The 18245-nt window shown below is 56.7% G+C and carries 21 protein-coding genes; 16 read left to right on the forward strand and 5 right to left on the reverse strand.

What is annotated here, in order from left to right; translation table 11 throughout:
• The first annotated feature begins 4 nt into the window (after positions 1-4).
• The 11 genes from QLG12_RS15730 to QLG12_RS15780 all read left to right on the forward strand — a co-directional run bounded on the left by QLG12_RS15730 (position 5) and on the right by QLG12_RS15780 (position 9810).
• Positions 5-754, forward strand: coding sequence for a phage minor tail protein L (locus QLG12_RS15730; RefSeq protein ID WP_282474870.1), 750 nt, complete (start codon positions 5-7; stop codon positions 752-754).
• Position 755: 1 nt separating this feature from the next.
• On the forward strand, positions 756-1511 hold the full coding sequence (locus QLG12_RS15735) for a C40 family peptidase (RefSeq protein WP_282474871.1): 756 nt from the start codon (positions 756-758) through the stop codon (positions 1509-1511).
• A 33-nt stretch (positions 1512-1544) separates the two neighbouring features.
• Entirely contained in the window at positions 1545-1943 is a 399-nt protein-coding gene (locus QLG12_RS15740) for a hypothetical protein (protein ID WP_282474872.1), read from the forward strand.
• 72 nt (positions 1944-2015) lie between these two features.
• Positions 2016-2576: a tail assembly protein gene (locus QLG12_RS15745; RefSeq protein ID WP_282474873.1), complete on the forward strand. Its 561-nt coding sequence runs from the start codon at positions 2016-2018 to the stop codon at positions 2574-2576.
• Between the two features lie 58 nt (positions 2577-2634).
• Positions 2635-6195 carry a host specificity protein J gene (locus QLG12_RS15750; RefSeq protein WP_282474874.1) on the forward strand — a complete coding sequence of 1187 codons (3561 nt, stop codon included), beginning with the start codon at positions 2635-2637 and terminating at the stop codon, positions 6193-6195.
• Between the two features lie 51 nt (positions 6196-6246).
• A complete protein-coding gene (locus QLG12_RS15755) occupies positions 6247-6555 on the forward strand; it encodes a hypothetical protein (protein WP_282474875.1) in 309 nt (102 codons plus the stop codon).
• Positions 6552-7214 (forward strand): hypothetical protein, encoded by a 663-nt coding sequence (locus QLG12_RS15760; RefSeq protein ID WP_197867881.1) that lies wholly within the window; start codon positions 6552-6554, stop codon positions 7212-7214. The genes QLG12_RS15755 and QLG12_RS15760 overlap by 4 nt, the downstream gene beginning before the upstream one ends.
• Positions 7215-7239: 25 nt before the next feature.
• The gene (locus tag QLG12_RS15765) at positions 7240-8463 is read left to right on the forward strand and encodes a hypothetical protein (protein WP_282474876.1); all 1224 of its coding nucleotides are present in this window, start codon (positions 7240-7242) and stop codon (positions 8461-8463) included.
• Between the two features lie 4 nt (positions 8464-8467).
• Positions 8468-8818: a hypothetical protein gene (locus QLG12_RS15770; protein ID WP_282474877.1), complete on the forward strand. Its 351-nt coding sequence runs from the start codon at positions 8468-8470 to the stop codon at positions 8816-8818.
• Positions 8819-8878: 60 nt separating this feature from the next.
• Entirely contained in the window at positions 8879-9304 is a 426-nt protein-coding gene (locus QLG12_RS15775; protein WP_282474878.1) for a cell wall hydrolase, read from the forward strand.
• Complete coding sequence (locus QLG12_RS15780; protein WP_282474879.1) at positions 9304-9810, forward strand: lysis system i-spanin subunit Rz; 507 nt, start codon at positions 9304-9306, stop codon at positions 9808-9810. Before QLG12_RS15775 ends, QLG12_RS15780 begins: the two co-directional genes overlap by 1 nt.
• Here the strand turns inward: QLG12_RS15780 and QLG12_RS15785 are convergent.
• The 4 genes from QLG12_RS15785 to QLG12_RS28700 form a co-directional block, all read right to left on the reverse strand.
• Entirely contained in the window at positions 9788-10339 is a 552-nt protein-coding gene (locus tag QLG12_RS15785; RefSeq protein ID WP_236192951.1) for a GAF domain-containing protein, read from the reverse strand. The genes QLG12_RS15780 and QLG12_RS15785 overlap by 23 nt on opposite strands.
• Positions 10340-10598: 259 nt before the next feature.
• Positions 10599-11330, reverse strand: a complete 732-nt coding sequence (locus QLG12_RS15790) for a hypothetical protein (RefSeq protein ID WP_282474880.1) — start codon at positions 11328-11330, stop codon at positions 10599-10601.
• An 83-nt stretch (positions 11331-11413) separates the two neighbouring features.
• Positions 11414-11623, reverse strand: coding sequence for a hypothetical protein (locus tag QLG12_RS15795; protein ID WP_236192789.1), 210 nt, complete (start codon positions 11621-11623; stop codon positions 11414-11416).
• 1201 nt (positions 11624-12824) lie between these two features.
• On the reverse strand, positions 12825-13070 hold the full coding sequence (locus QLG12_RS28700; protein ID WP_349016999.1) for an AlpA family phage regulatory protein: 246 nt from the start codon (positions 13068-13070) through the stop codon (positions 12825-12827).
• Positions 13071-13707: 637 nt separating this feature from the next.
• On the opposite strand from QLG12_RS28700, the gene QLG12_RS15810 reads away from it, so the two are divergent.
• From QLG12_RS15810 to QLG12_RS15820, 3 genes are all read left to right on the forward strand, one after another.
• Positions 13708-14064: a hypothetical protein gene (locus QLG12_RS15810; RefSeq protein WP_282474882.1), complete on the forward strand. Its 357-nt coding sequence runs from the start codon at positions 13708-13710 to the stop codon at positions 14062-14064.
• Positions 14065-14261: 197 nt separating this feature from the next.
• On the forward strand, positions 14262-14492 hold the full coding sequence (locus QLG12_RS15815; protein WP_282474883.1) for a hypothetical protein: 231 nt from the start codon (positions 14262-14264) through the stop codon (positions 14490-14492).
• 406 nt (positions 14493-14898) lie between these two features.
• On the forward strand, positions 14899-15633 hold the full coding sequence (locus QLG12_RS15820) for an XRE family transcriptional regulator (protein ID WP_045121746.1): 735 nt from the start codon (positions 14899-14901) through the stop codon (positions 15631-15633).
• Between the two features lie 311 nt (positions 15634-15944).
• Here QLG12_RS15820 and QLG12_RS15825 read toward each other — a convergent pair whose 3' ends face one another.
• Entirely contained in the window at positions 15945-17042 is a 1098-nt protein-coding gene (locus tag QLG12_RS15825; protein WP_197868735.1) for an acyltransferase, read from the reverse strand.
• A gap of 355 nt (positions 17043-17397) precedes the next feature.
• Between QLG12_RS15825 and QLG12_RS15830 the strand changes: the two genes are divergently transcribed.
• Positions 17398-17586: a hypothetical protein gene (locus QLG12_RS15830; protein ID WP_282474884.1), complete on the forward strand. Its 189-nt coding sequence runs from the start codon at positions 17398-17400 to the stop codon at positions 17584-17586.
• 176 nt (positions 17587-17762) lie between these two features.
• Positions 17763-18179 carry a tail fiber assembly protein gene (locus tag QLG12_RS15835; protein WP_085748125.1) on the forward strand — a complete coding sequence of 139 codons (417 nt, stop codon included), beginning with the start codon at positions 17763-17765 and terminating at the stop codon, positions 18177-18179.
• Positions 18180-18245: the final 66 nt, after the last annotated feature.

The raw sequence follows: 18245 nt of genomic DNA on the forward strand, positions 1-18245 counted from the left end.
AATCATGCCGCTGATCAGTGACATCCAGGTGCTTGAACCTGGCAGCGATGTGCTGCTCTTTGAGTTGGACGGCACGGACTACGGCGCGGATGTTCTGCGCTTCCACGGGCATTCAATCCCTTACACGGCGGCCGAACTGATCGCCGCCGGCGCCAATGCCGATCAACTGCCCGCGAAGGCGATCTACTGGCAGGGCAACGAGTACGGCGCCTGGCCAATGCAGATCGACGGCATCGAGGCGAACGGTGACGGCACGGCGGTTCGGCCCACGTTGTCGGTCGGCAACGTCAACGGGCGCATCACAGCGCTCTGTCTGGCGTTCGAGGATCTGCTCGAGTTCAAGCTGACCATGCGCCACACGCTGGGCACGTACCTGGACGCGGCGAACTTTCCGGCCGGCAACCCAACGGCGGATCCTACCCAGGAGACGATCGAGGTCTGGTACATCGACCAGAAAACGAACGAGGACGGGGAAACGGTCAGTTGGGAGCTTGCCAGCCCGGGCGATGTCGGTAACGAGTCCATCGGCCGGCAGGCTACGACGCTGTGCCATTGGTGCATCACTGGCGGTTACCGAGGGCCGAACTGCGGCTACACCGGCCCCTACGTGACCAAGGACGGCGTCGTTACTGACAACCCTGAACTCGACGAGTGCGACGCCACGCTGGGCAAGGGTTGCATCCCACGCTTCGGCGAGGGCAACCCGCTGCCTTTCGGTGGCTTCCCGGCCGTTTCGCTGATCGCACGGAGCTGACATGCGCAAACACATTCTCAACGCGATCAAAGCGCACGCGGCGGGCGAGTACCCGAAAGAGTGCTGCGGGCTGCTGATCGCCGTTGGCCGCAAACAGCAGTACTACCCGTGCCGCAACGTCTCTACCGAGCCAAACGAAGAGTTCCGCATCGATCCCGAGGAGTACGCGGCGGCGGAGGACGTCGGCGAGGTAATCGGCGTGGTTCATTCGCATCCGAATGCAACCAGCCGGCCGTCGCCGCGCGACTTGGCCATGTGCGAGGCAACGGCCATGCCCTGGCACATCCTGAGCTGGCCCGAGGGTGACCTGCGTACCGTCATGCCTACCGGTGAGGTGCCGCTGCTGAAACGTCCGTTTGTCCACGGTGCCTGGGACTGCTGGCAGGTTTGCGCCGATTGGTACAAGCGCGAGTGGGGACTGGAGTTCGAAGCCTTCAAGCGTGCTGACGGCTGGTGGGAGAGCAAGGACAACGACAGCTTGTACGAGGTGAACTACGAGGCCGCCGGTTTCTACCGGGTCGACCAGCCACAGCGCGGCGACATGATCGTGATGGAAGTGGGGCGTACGGTTTACCCGAACCACGCCGGGATCTTCCTCGGCGCCGATCCGGCACTTCCCGGCGAGGATGCCGCGACGTTTGGCTCTGGGCCATTCCTGCTGCACCACCTGTACGGCCGGCCGTCCGAGGTTATCGTTTTCGGTGGCCCGTGGCTCGACCGCACACGGTTGGTGCTGCGGCACAAGGACGCGCAGTGATATCGTGGGCTATTTCCCACAGGAGTGACCTGCATGAAACTGATATTAGGAGCTTTGGCTGTGGCGCTTTTGACGGGGTGCGCGACTTCGCCGGTGCCGTCCGAAAAGGCTGACCCTGTTCCGAGATCGCGCCTGTTCGCATATCAGGAGCCGGCCTCCGGTGCCTCTGTCTTGATCGTTACCCGTGATTCCGGCTTTGTTGGTGGCGGCTGCAACACATCCGTGAGCATCGACGGGCGAAAAGCTGCCGAGATCAGTTCCGGTGAAACTGCAAAGTTCTACGTCGCCGCCGGTGAGCACATCGTCGGTGCATCATCATGCGGCAGCGGGCTTAAAGAGCGGGAAGCCAACATAAAGGCTGGTGCCACCAAGAAATTCAGGATATCCATCGACTCATCAATGAGCATGGATTTATCACCCACAATGCAATGACAAAGCCGCCTACGGGCGGTTTTTTTATGACCGGAGAAAGCTGTGGCAGCGACGGCAAGTAACAACCCAGCCATGACGACCATTCTTCTTTCAGGGCCGCTTATCAAACTGTTTGGTCGTATCCATCACCGCGAGCTTGGCAGCAAGTCCGTGGGCGAGGCATTCAAAGCGCTGAAGTGCACGCTCGAAGGATTCGAAGGCGCCATTAAAGATCTAGAGCGCAAAGGGATGCGTTTTGCGATTTTTAGAAACCGGAAAAACGTAGCTGAAGAAGATTTCGCCCTCGGCGGAACCCAAGAGATTCGAATTGTTCCGGTGATTTCAGGGAGCAAGCGTGCAGGGCTATTACAGACAGTAATTGGAGCTGTGTTAGTCGTCGCCGGCACGTATTTCGGCCAAACCTGGGCCGTCCAAATGGGTGTTGCCCTCGTTGCTGGCGGCGTCGTACAGATGCTCAGCCCACAGGCCAAGGGGCTTTCTCAAAGCGCATCCCCCGAAAACGCCCCGTCCTACGCCTTCGGCAGCGCCAAGAACACAACGGCCAGTGGCAACCCGGTACCGATCTGCATCGGCGAGCGCCGGTGGGGCGGGATGATCATCTCTGCCTCTGTCTTGGCCGAAGACAAAGTGTAAGCAGGACAGCAGCACACCAACCGCCCAAGAGGCGGTTTTTTTATGCCTGGAGGAAAGCATGGGCGCAGCGGAACAGATCGAGATCTACGGCGAGAAGGGCGGCAGCAGCAAGCCGAAATCGCCGGTTGAAGCCAGCGACAGTCTGCGCTCGACCAACCTGGCAAAGCTGCTGATCGCCGTGGGCGAGGGCGAGTTCGACGCCGTACCGACTGAATACGACATCTACCTGGACAACACGCCGATCCGCGATGCCAGCGGCAACTACAACTTCCCGGGCGTGAAGTGGGACTGGCGCCCGGGCTCCGTGGATCAGACCTACATCCCGGGCATCCCGTCCGTTGAGAACGAGACGTCGCTGAACATCGAGTTGCGCAGCGATGCGCCGTGGGTGCGTTCGATCACCAACACCCAGCTGTCGGCCGTGCGTATGCGTCTGGCCTGGCCAGCGCTTCAGCGTTCGGATGACCAGGGCAATATCGGCGGTTATCGGATCGAATATGCCATCGACGTGGCCACCGACGGCGGCGCCTATCAGCAGGTGCTGGTGGACGCGGTCGACGGCAAGACCACCACACGCTACGAGCGATCGCGCCGCATCGATCTGCCGGACGCCACCACGGGCTGGCAGATCCGCGTGCGCCGCCTGACGCCAAACCAGAACAGCAACAAGATCGCTGACACCATGCTGGTGGCCGGTTACACCGAGGTGATCGACGCGAAGCTGCGTTACCCGAACACCGCTTTGCTCTACATCGAGTTCGACGCCGAGCAGTTCACCAACATCCCGGCCGTGACTGTGAAGTGCAAGGCTCGACGCTGGATGGTGCCGAGCAACTACGACCCGATCCTGCGCACCTATACCGGGACGTGGGATGGCTCCATGAAGTCGGCTTGGACCAACAACCCGGCGTGGATCACCTACGGGATCTGCACTGAAGAGCGTTTCGGCCTGGGCAAGCGCATCAAGCCGTTCATGGTCGATAAATGGGAGCTGTACCGGATCGCCCAGTACTGCGACCAGCTGGTGCCGAACGGGTTGGGCGGTCAGGAACCGCGCTTCCTCTGTGACATGAACCTGCAAGGCAAGGCCGACGTGTGGTCACTGCTGCGCGACATCTCGGCGATTTACCGAGGCATGACCTACTGGGCTCAGGGCCAGCTGGTGATGCAGGCTGACATGCCACGCGCGCAGGACTTCGACTACGTCTTTACCCGGGCCAACGTCATCGACGGGAAATTCTCGTACGGCAGCGCCTCGGCGAAGACGCGGTACACCCGGGCGCTGGTCAGCTACGACAACCCGGCCAACAACTACGACACCGACGTCATTCCGTTCGCCGACCTGGACCTGCAACGTCGCTACGGCGACAGGCCAACCGAGCTGAGCGCCATTGGCTGCACCCGCGCTTCCGAGGCGCAGCGCCGTGGCAAGTGGGCGATCCTCAGCAACAATCAGGACCGCACTGTGTCGTTCAAGACCGGCATGGAGGGCGTTATCCCGCTGCCGGGGCACATCATTCCTGTCGCGGATTCGCTGCTGGCGGGGCGGGAGGTCGGCGGCCGGATCTCGTCGGCGTCTGGCCGCGTGGTGACGCTCGACCGTGACACCCAGGCCAAGGCCGGTGATCGACTGATCATCAACTTGCCGGGCGGGCGCGCTGAGGGTCGCACCGTGCAGAGCGTCAACGGCCGCGCGGTGACCGTCACCACCAGCTACAGCGAGCCACCGATAGCGCAACTGCAATGGGCGCTGGATGCCGATGACCTGGCCATTCCGTTGTACCGCGTGTTGCGCACCAAACGCACCACCGAGGGCGATTTCGAGATCAGCGCGCTGCAGTTTGAACCGAGCAAGTTCGCGCACATCGACACCGGTGCCCGCCTGGAGGAGCGGCCAATCAGTGTGATCCCGATCACTGTGGTGCCGCCGCCGGCCAGCGTCACCCTGGCGTCGACGTCGTCGGTGGTGCAGGGGCTGGCCGTGGCCACCATGACGATCAGCTGGCCCGCCGTGGATGGCGCCGTCGGCTATGACGTGGAATGGCGCAAGGACAGCGGCAACTGGATCAAGCTCCAGCGCACTGGCATGACCAACGTGGACGTGGTCGGGATTTACGCCGGTGCCTACGTGGCCCGCGTCCGCGCGGTGAGCGCGTACGACATCACGTCGATCTGGCGCAACTCGATTCTGACCAACCTCAGCGGTAAGCAGGGTCTGCCACCGGCACTCAGCTATCTGACGGCCACGCCGCTGCTGTTCGGCATCTACCTGAAGTGGGGCTTCCCGGCGGGTGCCGAGGACAGCCAGCGGACGGAGATCTGGTACGGCCCGACGACCAGCCTGGAGGCCGCCACGAAGCTGACCGATCTGGCGTACCCGCAAAGCGACTTCTCGATGCTCGGACTGCGCGCGGGTGTCACCTTCTACTTCTGGGGCCGGATCGTCGACAAGATCGGCAACATCGGGCCGTGGTATCCGATCGGCATCGGTGTGCAGGGGCAGTCGAGCGCGGATGCTGCGGCGATTCTGGAAATGATCGCCGGCGAGATCGGCCGCACTGAACTGGGCAAGGACATCCTCGACGAGATCGACAAAATCCCAGGTTTGCAGGCGCAAATCGATGCGCTCGACGGGCTGAAGGGCTACGACCCGGAAGCAACCTACGAGGAATACGACCTTGTCGTGTTGGGCAAACGCATCTACCAGGCAACCGGCCCGGTGCCGCTCGATACACCACCACCGAACCCGGGTTACTGGCGCGATGTTGGCCAGACGGTACAGGCCGCCAACGGGCTTGCGCAGCAGGTGGCGACCAATACCGCTGAAATCACTGAACTCGATGGTGTGGTCACGGCGCAGGCGACGGCGTTTCAAGCGCTTCGAGCCTCCTGGCGTGACGACGGCCAGGGAGATCTCGATGGCGCTCTAAAAGAGTGGGGAAGCACGGCCGCAATCGCAAGCGAGGAGAAGGTAAGGGCGTCGGAGAATCTGGCACTCGCACAGAAAACCGAGACCCTGTCTGTAGCGGTTGGCGAAAACGAGGCGAATGTTACCGATCTTCGTCAGACGGTTGCGACCGACAAGGAGGCGACTGCGCAGGCCATCACTCAAGTGACCGCGAAGGTTGGCGAGAACACTGCCGCCATTCAGGAAACCGCCACGGCTTTTGCTGATGTAAACGGCAATCTCAAAACGATGTGGTCGGTGAAGATGCAGGTCACGGCGAACGGGCAATACGTTGCTGCCGGTATTGGCCTGGGCATCGAAAACGTGAACGGCGTGTTTCAAAGCCAGTTTCTGGTCGCCGCAGATCGGTTCGCCATCGTCAATACGATTGCCGGCGGGGCCATCTCGGTACCGTTCGCGGTGCAGGGTGGCCAGGTGTTCATGAAGTCGGCGTTCATCGCCGACGGAACAATCACCAGCGCCAAGATCGGCAGCTACATCAGCTCGACCAACTACATCGCCGGCCAGCAAGGCTGGATTCTCAATAAAGACGGAACGCTGGAGATCAACGGCATCGTGCCAGGTCAGGGACGGCTGGTGATCAACTCGCTGAACGTCTCGGTCTACGACGCCAATAACGTGCTGCGTGTCCGTCTCGGTTATTTGGGGTGATTGATGGCTTTATTTGGCCTGCGTGTCTTTGACGAGAATGGATTTCTCGCCATGGACACCAACTCGTTTACTTACCAGGTGCTGTGGCAGGGCGTAATCGACTTCAGCGGAACGGTGCCCAGTTACACCCTGAACATTCCCGGTTTCAACCCGGCCAACTGCGTGTTCATGATCATCCCCACAAGAGCGCAGGATGTGCAGGCGTCTGAAACGGACGGATTGGGGAACAGCAAGTCGTACCCTTATGTATCGACATCCGCCGGCCAAGTGGTTGTTCTACCTAAAAACCCTTCATCCCCTGGCGGCACGACTCAGTCAAGGATTGTCGCCAAGGGATACGCGATCAGGTACTCGACGTGACATATGGATTTCAGAGCATCAATGACAATTCGTTTGTTCAGATCGACTCCGAGGCGCCAAGGCTGTGCCTGCTCACCAAAGGGACATATTCAGGTGTCGCTACCGCAACGGGCACGTTTGCACGTGCTGTAACCAGCCAAGATCCGCCTTTGGTATTCATTCGTCCGACCCAGACCGGTGCGATTCAGGTGCCGATATCGGTGTGGTTCACCGGTGGCCCGGGTAACTGGACCGGTTTTTCAATGAACGCCTCAAAGGTCAACGAAACCTTGAGTGGTCAGTACTTCGTCGCCGCTTGGGCATCCATGGGAACAGCTTCATACGGTATGCGTCTCTGGGGGCCAAACGGTGCACTGGTTTACGACAGCGGAGCGCCGGCCGTTGTTGTGACATACGCCGCCGGAAACTGGACTTACCTCGGAACCGAGCAGCTAAGCGTCGGGCGCCGGTACTTTTGGGGGATAAATAAGAGCCTTGGAGTAGGGGAGTACGTTTCGCTCAACCCCTTCACGATGAACTGCCACAACGACGGCACCGGTGGTGGTTGCGCGTTAGGCGTGGATTACGCAAATGGCCGAATCATGATGTACAGCCTTGCCTTTACAGCCTGGACCGATCAAGGCCACCGGCCTTTCCTCTGCGCCAAATTGCTGGCCTGAAACTCAAGCATTCTGGAGAAACTCAATGCCCTGGTACAAATCAGGAACGGTGTCTGTCACCCAAAATTCCAGTGCCGTGATCGGCGCCGGCACGGCGTTTCTTGCAAACGGTCGTGTGGGCGATGCTTTTCGCGGTCCGGACGGCAACTGGTATGAAGTCGTCAACATTGCCAGTGATACCGCGCTGGCCATCTCGCCGAGTTATCAGGGATCAACTGCGACGGGCGGGGTGTATGCGCTGGCCCCGATGCAGGGCTACGTCAAGGACTCGGCCGACTCGCTGCGCGCTCTGATGAATCAATTCGGCAGCGTACTCGCGGTGCTGGGCAACACAGGCACCACCGAGGGCGTGCGAGCTGCACTCAATCTATCCAGCTCCGACGGCCTGCCCGAGGGGGCCGTCAACAAATACATGACAGGAAGCGGAGTCCGAAACACAACGCTGACCGGGCTTGTTGTCCCCGATCCGGCAGCCATTTCGGGCACTGATCCGATTCTGACTGCGTTCGGCAAGCTCCAGGCTCAGGCATCCCAAAACGCAGCGGCGGCTGCAAACGCGTCGAAGCAGGGCGTTGGAAAAGAGTACATCGAAGGCCTTCGCATGAAATGGGTGAGTGCGAACTCGATATCGGTTACGACAGGGATTGCCAGCATTCCTTCCGGCGGTGCTCCGCTGATCGTCCCGGCCGCGATTACCGTTTCCGGCCTGACCCTCAGTGCAAGCACCATGTATCACGTTTACCTGTACAGCAATGCGGGAGTGCCAGCCATTGAAGTGTCCACCACGGCCCCGGTGCTTTACTCCGGAACCGCCCGGGCGAAGTCCGGCGACACCTCCCGGCGGTACATTGGCTCTGTGCTTTCGAAAACTGCGAACACACTGATGAAGTTCACGCATGCCGGGGACCGCATTGCTTATGGGGAAAACCTGTTTGGGGCACCGTTCCTGCTGGTATCCGGCGCGGTAATCGTCGCGCAGACCGTCAGCTGCCTTACCGTTGTGCCCGTCACGGCCTCGCATTTGAGCTGTCTGTTTCAAAACGCCGCGACAGACTCGATCGCCAGGTTGGGGAATCCAGATCTCCAGGCCCCGGTTTCCTCATCCGCGCACAGCTTCTTCGTACTGGCCGGCGGGTCCTATTACTGCGACTTGCCCCTGAGCAGCACCCAATCATTCCAATGGCGTCACGACGGGGCGGCCAGTGCCTTGTTCAACGTGTACGCGAACGGATACCTGTTTGAGAGGTAACAACATGCCGTATGCAATAAAGGAAGACGGCCAGCTTCGTTCGGTGAGCGCGGACATGGCGCTTGAAGCTGACGAAACGCTGGTGGACGAGCTGCCGGACTGGCTCTTGAGAAAGCTCGAAGAAATGGGCGCGGTGGCCGGTCGAATCGCGCGGGAGGCCAGTTGGCGTGGCGAAGAGCTCGCCGTGACTGCGCGACAGCTGGAAGCCCTGGAAGAGGCTGAGGCTGATGTGCCGCCGGCGGATCTGCTGGCCGGAACCCGCAAGGACTGGCTCAAGTACCGCGGCCAGTTGAGCAACTGGAAAGATGGCGCCGAGTACTTCCCCGATTCAGACCATCGCCCAGTCCGCCCGTAAACAACGCCACACCAAAGCAACCCGCCTCTAAGCGGGTATTTTTTTGTCTGGAGAAAGCTGATGACCATTACCGAGAAAGACCGCGACATTCTTGCCCGAACTCTTTGGGGCGAGGCTCGCGGCGAATCGTTGGCCGGCCAAGTGGCTGTGGCGTGGACCATTCGAAACCGCGTGTTCGACGGCAAAAGCAATTCATGGTGGGGGGAGGGCTACGCCGGTGTGTGCCAGAAGCCTTACCAGTTCAGCTGCTGGAACAAGAACGACCCGAACTATCCGTTCCTGATCGGTGCGCGACAGATCCCGTTTCGTGAACTGGCCCAAGCGCGTGGTGCGGCTGATCAGGTGATCGACGGGAAAGTGCCGGATCCCACCGGTGGGGCCACTCACTACTACGCGCTGTCCATGAAGACGCCACCTGGCTGGGCCGCGAAGGCGAAGCAAACGCTGAAGTTGGGCGGCCACGTTTTCTTCAAGGATGTGCCGTGATGGTGGTCCCGTGGAAAGCTGTCTGCGCGGTGGCGTTGGTGCTCGGCGGTGTCGCCAGCACCTGGCAGGTCCAGGACTGGCGCTACGGTAAGCAACTGGCCGAGCAGGCCCGGCTGCACACCGAAACCCTCAATCAATTGACCATGGCGGCCGCCACCGCGCAGCAGGCCGAGCAGGATAAGCGGCTGGCGCTCGTGCAGCGGCTGGCGGCCAGTGACAAAACCCACTCCGAGAAAATGACCAATGCTCAAAAAGCCCAGGCTCTTCTGCGCGATCGCCTTGCCACTTCTGATCTGCGGCTGTCAGTCCTCATCGACTCGGCTTCAGCCGGTGGCTGTTCAGTGCCAGCCACCGCCGGCGCCGGCGGCGTGGATCATGCAACCGTACGAGCCGAACTTGACCCAGCGCATGCTCAACGAATTGTCGCCATCACCGACGAAGGCGACCGGGGATTGATTGCTTTGAAAGCCTGCCAAGGCTATATCAGGAGCCTCTCTGACCCGTAAGAGATGATTCGGCATTGCTATACCCGCTCCCGAATCCCGTCAAATTTGAGTAAAAGATACACCCGATCAGTCTTGCAAACAGGCCTAAGGTGTCGGCTAGATCGGGATCATCGTATATGACAGCCCTTGAATCTAAAGCGCATAGCGCTCCCCAAAGTTGCCCATCAGGAAGAAAGATTGGAACGCCCGCATAACTTTCAATCAAATATTGCTTCACAACGGGACGTGTCGAGAACCTACCGTCTTGACTTATTTGTGGCACAAAAAGCACTTGGGGGTCTCGTCGGAATTCACTGCAGAGCGTGGTCTCCAATTCAAGTGTATCCCCGGTGCTTATCCCAAGCTCGATCGGATCGTATGCGGAGCAGACTATCCATTCCGATTCAGTGAATTTTGCGATTGCCGCGAAACGCGCTCCTGTCAAGCGCGTGACGAGCTGTAGAATATTTGTAGTCGCCTCAATTTCCGCGATAGAGGCACGCTCATCTGCGCTTAAAGATGCTTTGGCGATGGTGTCACTGAGAGGCATGCATTCTTCTCCGGCAATGAAATAGTCGATTTGATAGCTGACGTGTTTGATGCCGCTCACATTGATTCTTACCAGACCCCACTCGTTCAATTGAGTAAATCTTCTGGGGTGAGACTATGATCATTTTCAGTAGCTCCACATACGGCCCAATAGGCAATGCAGAGGGGTTGTACACCTATTTTGAAGCAGAACTGGAAAGGTACAGGAAATTGCTTCCTTCAGATCAAATCTGCGATCTTCACGTCGGAAATCGATCAATTCACCGCATTGTTTGCAAACAACCTACGGGCTTTCTCACAAAACCTTTGCCGGCGCAGGTCGGGCAGTCATCACGCACGTCAAATCGGTCAAGGCATGCGGGGCATATGCAGAACGCCGCTGATTCAATGTGTGGTCGCACCTTTTCAAAAGTACGCAGGTCGCGTTCTTCCTGTGCGACTTGGCCAGCATCAACCAGTGCCCGGTAAGTGTCTGGGTCGTCGATGGGGCTGTAGTCGACGCCACCGATTACTCGCTCAGTTTCGACCAACTGGTATCGCTGCCCATACATGGCCAGGATCAGTCCTGAAATTTTGCCAATGTTTCTGGAGAGACCCAGGTTGAGATATATGCCTTCTGGACCAGAGTAAATCTTCCCGTCGTACGCGGATGACGCGCCTCGCGGCGTGGGAGATGCGAAGTTGAATATGGACCGGCTGATGGTGCCCAGCAGCTTTCCGTTATCGATCTGCACGACTTTGTAAGTCGACGCGCCGCGGTAATGGCCAGGCGAATTCTGCAGCTCCTCGACGGCATGCCAGTAAGCAGCGTCTGCCATCTCGTTCATGTCGAACTGTTCAAACCGGTCGATAAGTCCCTCTGTTTGCAGCGCAGCTGACATCTCATGAAGGGTTTGGCGGTGCCCCTCTGGGTTTTGCATGCGGAAATCTTGATCATCGAGAGTTGAGCGCCATCGCTGGAGTCGGAGGGCTTTCGCCTGGTCGAAATTCATGGGAACGGATTCACTGTACAAATGCTGTATGCATGTACAGTAATCGAGTCATGCAAGGTGAGCGAGGGTGAGGCGACGAGCTGTTAATCGGGCGTCATCAACACGGCCAGGGTCATCTTGATGAACTCCTCATTCCGATCGATTGCGGTCAAAGACGCGCGAACGTTTTCTGCTACGTCGGCGGATCCGCGCTGCTCCACCCAGAGGGTGAGCTCCATGATGGCGGCTTCGAGGGCCAGTTGGTTCTCGTTGATTTTGTAGAGCAGGGAAGGGAGTAGATCAGAGTTGGACATTGCGGTTTCCTCCGTGGACGAAACCAGAGTAGCAGGGGAATGATTGGTCGGATGAACGCCTTAGGAGGGCAAAGCACTGTTGGAAAATACAGCGCTAAGTTGTTGATTCTTATAAGGGGTAATAGCGATTTTTTACCATTCGATTTTAAGTTTGTTTCTTTTTTATATCAGTAGCTTACGTTCATTCCGAAGTCACCTGATGATGTGCAAGGTGACTTGAGAAGGTTTCGACTACAGGAAAATCCTTGTCATGTCTGCTTCTCGCATCATGGTGGGCGGCGTCGCAAGGCCCAATCTGGGTCATTCAGAAAAAATGAATTCATCGGTTCCTAGTCGATGGCTACCGAAACCGATTCGGTAGGGTTCAACAAGTTTTTTTGGACGTAAGCAGTGGCCTCATCTTCAGAAGCGCAAACGGCAGCAAGGTGCCAGGGGCTGTTTCTTACTACCCCCCCTTCCTAGGTACCAGCCCTCATTCTTCGGGTCGGGCTTCAGGTCTTGAGTTACTTGGACGCTTCCATGTGAATCTCCGCGTTGGTCGAGATTTTCTCACACCAAAGGTGAAGGACTAAGAACTACGTGTTTTCTGTTTTTAGGTAATTTTCGCGGTGCTTTTTGAGTCAGTCGTTGTGGCCCAGATTCGCTTTCGACCCATTCAACATACCCCTGTACGTCGATCAAAATCCGTTTGTCTGGTGCTCGTCGCCATACTCGATTTTCAATCCAGGTCCCGTCGGCGATTTTCGACCGTATTGCGGCCTCCGTGTATCCCGATTCGCTAGAGAACTTTCTGACAGTCAAATAGCGCATTGCTTCCGCGCTCCCAATTGTGATCAACAGCCACTTTAGTGAGACTTAAAAGGCGTTCTACTTCTTAAGTTTGGGCTTGAGTAGCTCGTCAAGTTTTCGTGCAGCTTGAGCCGACGATAATGAACCGCCCGCTCTAGACCGTACGGGGGGGGATATGCTGCAGATCGGGATAGAGCCAGACTCGGGCGCAATACTTGCCTCAGCCTCTGCATCAATCATGGATTGAAGTTTTTCCGCGTGGATTCTCAGAGGCCCGAAACTTCGCACGGAGGGAATCCGGCCTTCTTTCGCGAGACGATAGGCTGTGGTGCGCCCAATGCCCAATAGAATAGCGGTTTCAGCAATCGATATTAGAGTCATGTCGCTTACCCAGTGGATAACGTGGATTGGCTCAGATCGTTCGCGGAGTAGTATTTGCACAAAACTGAGTTCCGCCGACAAATCCTTCAATCGACTGGGCGTAAGGCAAACATCCGCTTCGCGATTGCCGACTGACGCCAGGCCATCGAGTTGGGGCCGATCTTGCCCTGTTTGGGAATGTACCTTCCCTGATACGACGATAGACCGTATTTCTGCCAAGGACGGTGATGTGATGCACATCGTCGAGGCGCAGAAAACGATCAATGTTTTCTGTCATCTTCTGATATCTCTCAGCGTTGGAGGCGTCCGCCGTGGTCTACCAACCTCTGACGCCTTGTTCTCGCCATCAGCGCACTTTCGCAGGTATTCCCGCACGTCCTCCTTAAGCCAACAGTGTCTGGTGCCCATCCTGAAACTCTTTGGCAGCCAGTCCGCGCCCCGGCGAATCCCCTCTCTGACCGATGCCTCGGTTCGGCCAAGCATCTTGGCCAGACCCGCTACGAACACCACTTCGCAGTCTTCGTTCATATTAAATCCTAGGGTCTGATTTCGGCGTGCAGTTACATCTCTATGAGTTGGTGAGATTCATCAGTCTCTGCAGCGAGCGCCCAGCGATTGGAGAGATGAAAGCCGCACAAGCATCAAATCGTAGCACTCCCTGCAGAATGCAAACGCCCATCCGTCGTACGGATGCCACGGCGCCTTCTCGACGAGTTGTCTCCTCCATCGACATCGGCGATTGGGGATTGATTGTCCTGCAGGCCTGTCAGGCCTATATCAGATCGCTGGCGCCCGCACATTTTGAATGATGCGATTGAATCCAGCATGGTCCGGTAGCGGCTTGGGTGGCATAAAGCCACTCGATCAAATACATTCAGCTGTCCAACAAACACGTCTACGACATGGAAGCTGAAATGAATCTGAAAATTGATTTTGTTCACGGGCACGGTAATGCCAGCGAGGAGCGAGTGGTATTAACTGTTCTTGAGGATTGCAACTTGAGCAGTTACATGGTGTGTGATGCTACATACACTAATGATGGAATGCTATCTAACAAGAACCGTCACACGAAATGGTTTCACGATAAGCAAGTGAAAAAGGGCGAGCGAATATCTCTGCATACGAGAGTTGGTGTAGACAATGAAAAATTGCAGAGCGGAGTCAAGTGGCATCACATTTATTGGGATACCAAAAGCCCTATATGGAATGACAGTGGAGATGCAGCTGTATTGATAGAATTATCTGCCTGGAAAACGACTAAAGCCCGTTGAGGTCGTACCACTTTTTGTACCATTTCAGCGTTTTTGAGGGGGATTTAGGGGGCTGAATGCCCCCTGAAGCCCTTTAAAAGCCCCAGACCAAAAACGCCAGCAAATCCGCGCTGTTTGCAGCCACTGGTATGTCGCAGGAATATTTCCGGCACATCTGGTAGCGTCGAAGCATCAACCTAGCCAGGCAGGAGCACGGGATGTCGATCAAAGTAACTGCACCACTTGTTAATGGCGACTTGTGGGATCCGCTCGATGAGAACGCGTCAGGCGAGGACGTTGTCGAACTGATATGTGGTGATGACATGCGCCCGCCTCCCAGCAGCGTGGTCATCATGGTTACTACAGAATCGGGCAAGCGGGTCGAGGTGCGAATTCCGAACTCGGGGAGCGGCAAGGCTAGTGTGCGGATTGATGGAAAGTCGGTGTAAGGATGGGGGGAATTTGCTGTCTAAAACTACCTCATGCTGCCGAGCTCTCATTGACCAAAACCGCAGCTAAATGATAGTAAAGTTTTAGACAGTGAAACGCTGAAAGCCGCGTAAATCGTGGCCTATGCACTGCTCAAGCCCATACTGCTGCATCATCGGAGTGTGGGAGGACAGGTCGGAGACGGCTTTATTCATCGGATTGTCAGGCAACTCGTTCAAAGGTGTGGGGCAAAAGCGCGGCAGCGGCCGGGCATTTCCGCTATGGGCGCAAGGTTACCATGGGCGGTCTGTCGGACGCAGGCATCGCGGCCGGGTGACATCTATCTGGTGGAAAAAACGTCGACTATGCACGATTTATGCAAATCAGCATTTGTCTTCGCGAAAAACTTCAAGCACTATGCGCGTTATGCAAAAACGCAACGTATCCTCCGTCTTAAGAGCACTGCTCGACCAGCACGGGATCTCCCCCACGGAGCTCCACCGTCGCACCGGCGTGCCTCAATCCACGCTCTCGCGGATTCTCAGCGGGAAGATCGTCGATCCTTCGGATAAGCACATCTCGAAGATCGCCGAGTACTTTGCCGTGAGCACCGATCAGTTGCGCGGGCGCGCGGATGTTGCGCCCGCCGCCAACGCCGGACGCGACGAGTTGCATTCCGAACTCAAGGACATAAGCCTGTGGGACGACGACACCCCCGTCGATGACGACGAGGTGTCGGTGCCCTTTCTTCGCGAGGTTGAATTGGCTGCTGGATCAGGAAGATTCGTCATCGAAGAGAGCGAACGCTCAAGCCTGCGCTTCGGCAAGCGCAGCCTGCGCCATAACGGCGTGCAGTTCGACCAGGCCAAATGCGTGACGGTGCGGGGCAACAGCATGTTGCCGGTGCTGCGCGACGGTGCCACGGTTGGGGTCAACGCGGGAAAATGCGGTATTGGCGACATCATTGATGGCGACCTTTATGCGATCAACCACAACGGTCAACTGCGAGTGAAGCAGCTTTATCGCCTGCCCACCGGTATCCGCCTGCGCAGCTTCAATCGCGATGAGCATCCGGACGAGGACTACAGCTTCCAGGATATGCAGGAAGAGCAGATCGTCATCCTTGGTCACGTCTTCTGGTGGGGCATGTACGCCCGGTAACAAGACCCGCCTTCGGCGGGTTTTTTATCTCTAGAAGTACTTGATCTTTTCTACGGCCGAGGAATACAAGTCCCGTCGCGACTTGATGACTGGCAGCCGTCATCGCTCGCGCTAAAGTTAAATAAAGGACTTGAAAATCCTCTTGTCAGTATGTGTGGCTATAACGAGAAATGAGCTTTCATGGTGACGAGCACAGCCGGAGATATCATCATTCATGAGTTTCTGTCGGCTATCGCTGCTGAGGGCACTGACTGTAAGCAAGAGTTGCCGCAGATCTTTGACGCTCTGCGGCCACCAGGTGACGAACAATATTAATGCTGCGCAGGTGTTCTGATCTGGCGTATCAAGGCCGATACATCTATGCGGCGAACCTGCTGTATTACGGGACGCGCCAACTTTATTCCCCAGGCTTCGATGGTTTTGTGCGTGATGTAGCAGAACACGAAGAAAGTCACAGCAATCGCGAGTTGCTCCGAGGCTCCTGACAGTCCGATGGCCTTGAACGGCATAGCAAAATATTCCCACATCCAGTTATGGAATAAGTACACCGAATAAGTAAGATCAGACATCAGTCGAAGTGTTTTACTGTCCTCCAGGTGTGCGCGGAAAAGCAAACCCGTCAAGAAGATAAGCAGAGCATACACTGCGTAGTGGCTAGCTCCCCAGTATGGGTGGCTGGATGCTATTGAATCCATGGACATATAGAGCATGGCGCCGATCGCCAGGATGCACACAGTTCTGGAGGTCAATCGGCGCTCTGCCAGATACAGAAGCGAGCCCACAAATAGAAATGGAGCATAAGCGTTGAAGTAACCAAAGGAGAACACGCCCCAGCTAGGGAAGGCGGGAGATTCGTAAAGCGCGTATACCGCCAATAGATAAATGAACGGCAGCAGCTTTGGAATACTCAAGGTTCGGGTTGATTTCATTACGTACATGAATAGATAGAACATTATTTCAATGCGCAATGTCCATTCCACGCCAGCCAGGGCTGGTTCCATATTGTAGAAGTCACCAATAAGAAGCGCGCGCTTGACTAGAACGCTGATGGGCGGGACGGCACCCCCGTATACAAAGTGGGCGAGAGCTACTTCTAGCAGGATCGCAGCCACATACAGTGGATAAATTCTGAAAATGCGCTTTATAAGAAACTCGGTTGCAACTTCTTTTTGCAGTACGTGAGTGATGATGTATCCGGATGTCAGGAAGAACACCACTACGCCGGCAGCTCCTCCCAAGCAGAGCGGAATAAGGATTTCTGCAATAACTCGAATAGTGATGTGCTGCGTTCCGTCACTTGCTGTATCCACAAGAATATTAAAAAACTTGTGACCGATGAGCACGCTGACAAAAGCAAATACGCGCATGTAATCGAGAAAAACGATTCGCCCTCTGGTTGAATCGGACATAGTTGCATCCTTGTTTAAACTTGTAATTTACAGAGCGCTTGCTATCGGGCAAGCGCGAGGTTGCGCGCGATCATACAGGCATGCGATTTATTTATCGACTTCAGGACTTGAACCTGAGCGTCCGGATGAGGACGGCTTCCAGCGTATGCAGGTAGCGCATACCGCCATCCTGGGTCATGTCTTTTGGAGGGCGTGCACGGCCGATAGCACCCCCCTTTTTTCAACGAACCCGTCCACGGCGGGTTTTTTTTCGCCTCTCGAAAACCGCTCAGCCCTTGATCGGCGCGGCTTCCATGCGTGAGTGCATTTCTCGTGCATAAATAAATGCATTTACGCATTGACTGGATATGCATCCATGCATATTCTTGCCACCAAGCCGCTCGAAAAAGCGGCTGGCAACAACAGCTCTTTAGTTCCACAAGAACAGGCAGCGATGAACCGGCCTCAACGGTTCAGAGGGTTGGCAACTGACCCGGGTGTGCAGCGTAAAGCACCAGAAGCAGTTATCCGGCGGGCAGGGACCGCGGTCGGAAAAACAATTTGAATGGACTCGTACCGCGCCAGTAGCGCCGAAAAGTCAGCTTCCTTCACGGACACAGGATGGAAGGAAGGCGAAGGAGCGCATTACTGAAAAGCCCGGCCAGATGCCGGGCTTTTTGGAATGCCTTCTGGGCAGTAACAGAAATGCCGGGAGACCGGCAATCAAAAAGGATGATGACCATGAAGAAGTACGTGCGTGTTGTGGATGGCAAAGTCGACAACATCTTCGAAACCAACAACCCGATCACCGACGATTTCCCGGCGAGTCAAGTCTGGGTGGATGTCACCGCATTGCCAAAGATCGACTATTCCTGGAACGCGGTGAATACCGATGGCGTCTGGACCTTTACCGACAGCGATATGTGGGGTCAGCCATCGCAGTTGTCCATGCAGCTGCGCGCCGAACGCTCCCGCCGATTTGATCGAGTCAACGCCACTCTGCTGGCTACCGCCCTGGAGCAGAAGGTTGAACTGGGTCTGGCGACGCCTGCCGATATCGCGGGCTTGCAGGCCTACAAGCAGTTTTTCGTTGATATGAGCAACGTCAACAAACAGCCAGGTTACCCGCTGGCAATCACCTGGCCTGAAGTTCCATAAATCACCGTTTCATGACGCTGCATACGGACCGCATGACTGAATGACCCGGCGTATAGCCGGGCTTTC

Source organism: Pseudomonas sp. V88_4, from assembly GCF_029967985.1.
Lineage (GTDB): Bacteria > Pseudomonadota > Gammaproteobacteria > Pseudomonadales > Pseudomonadaceae > Aquipseudomonas > Aquipseudomonas glycinae.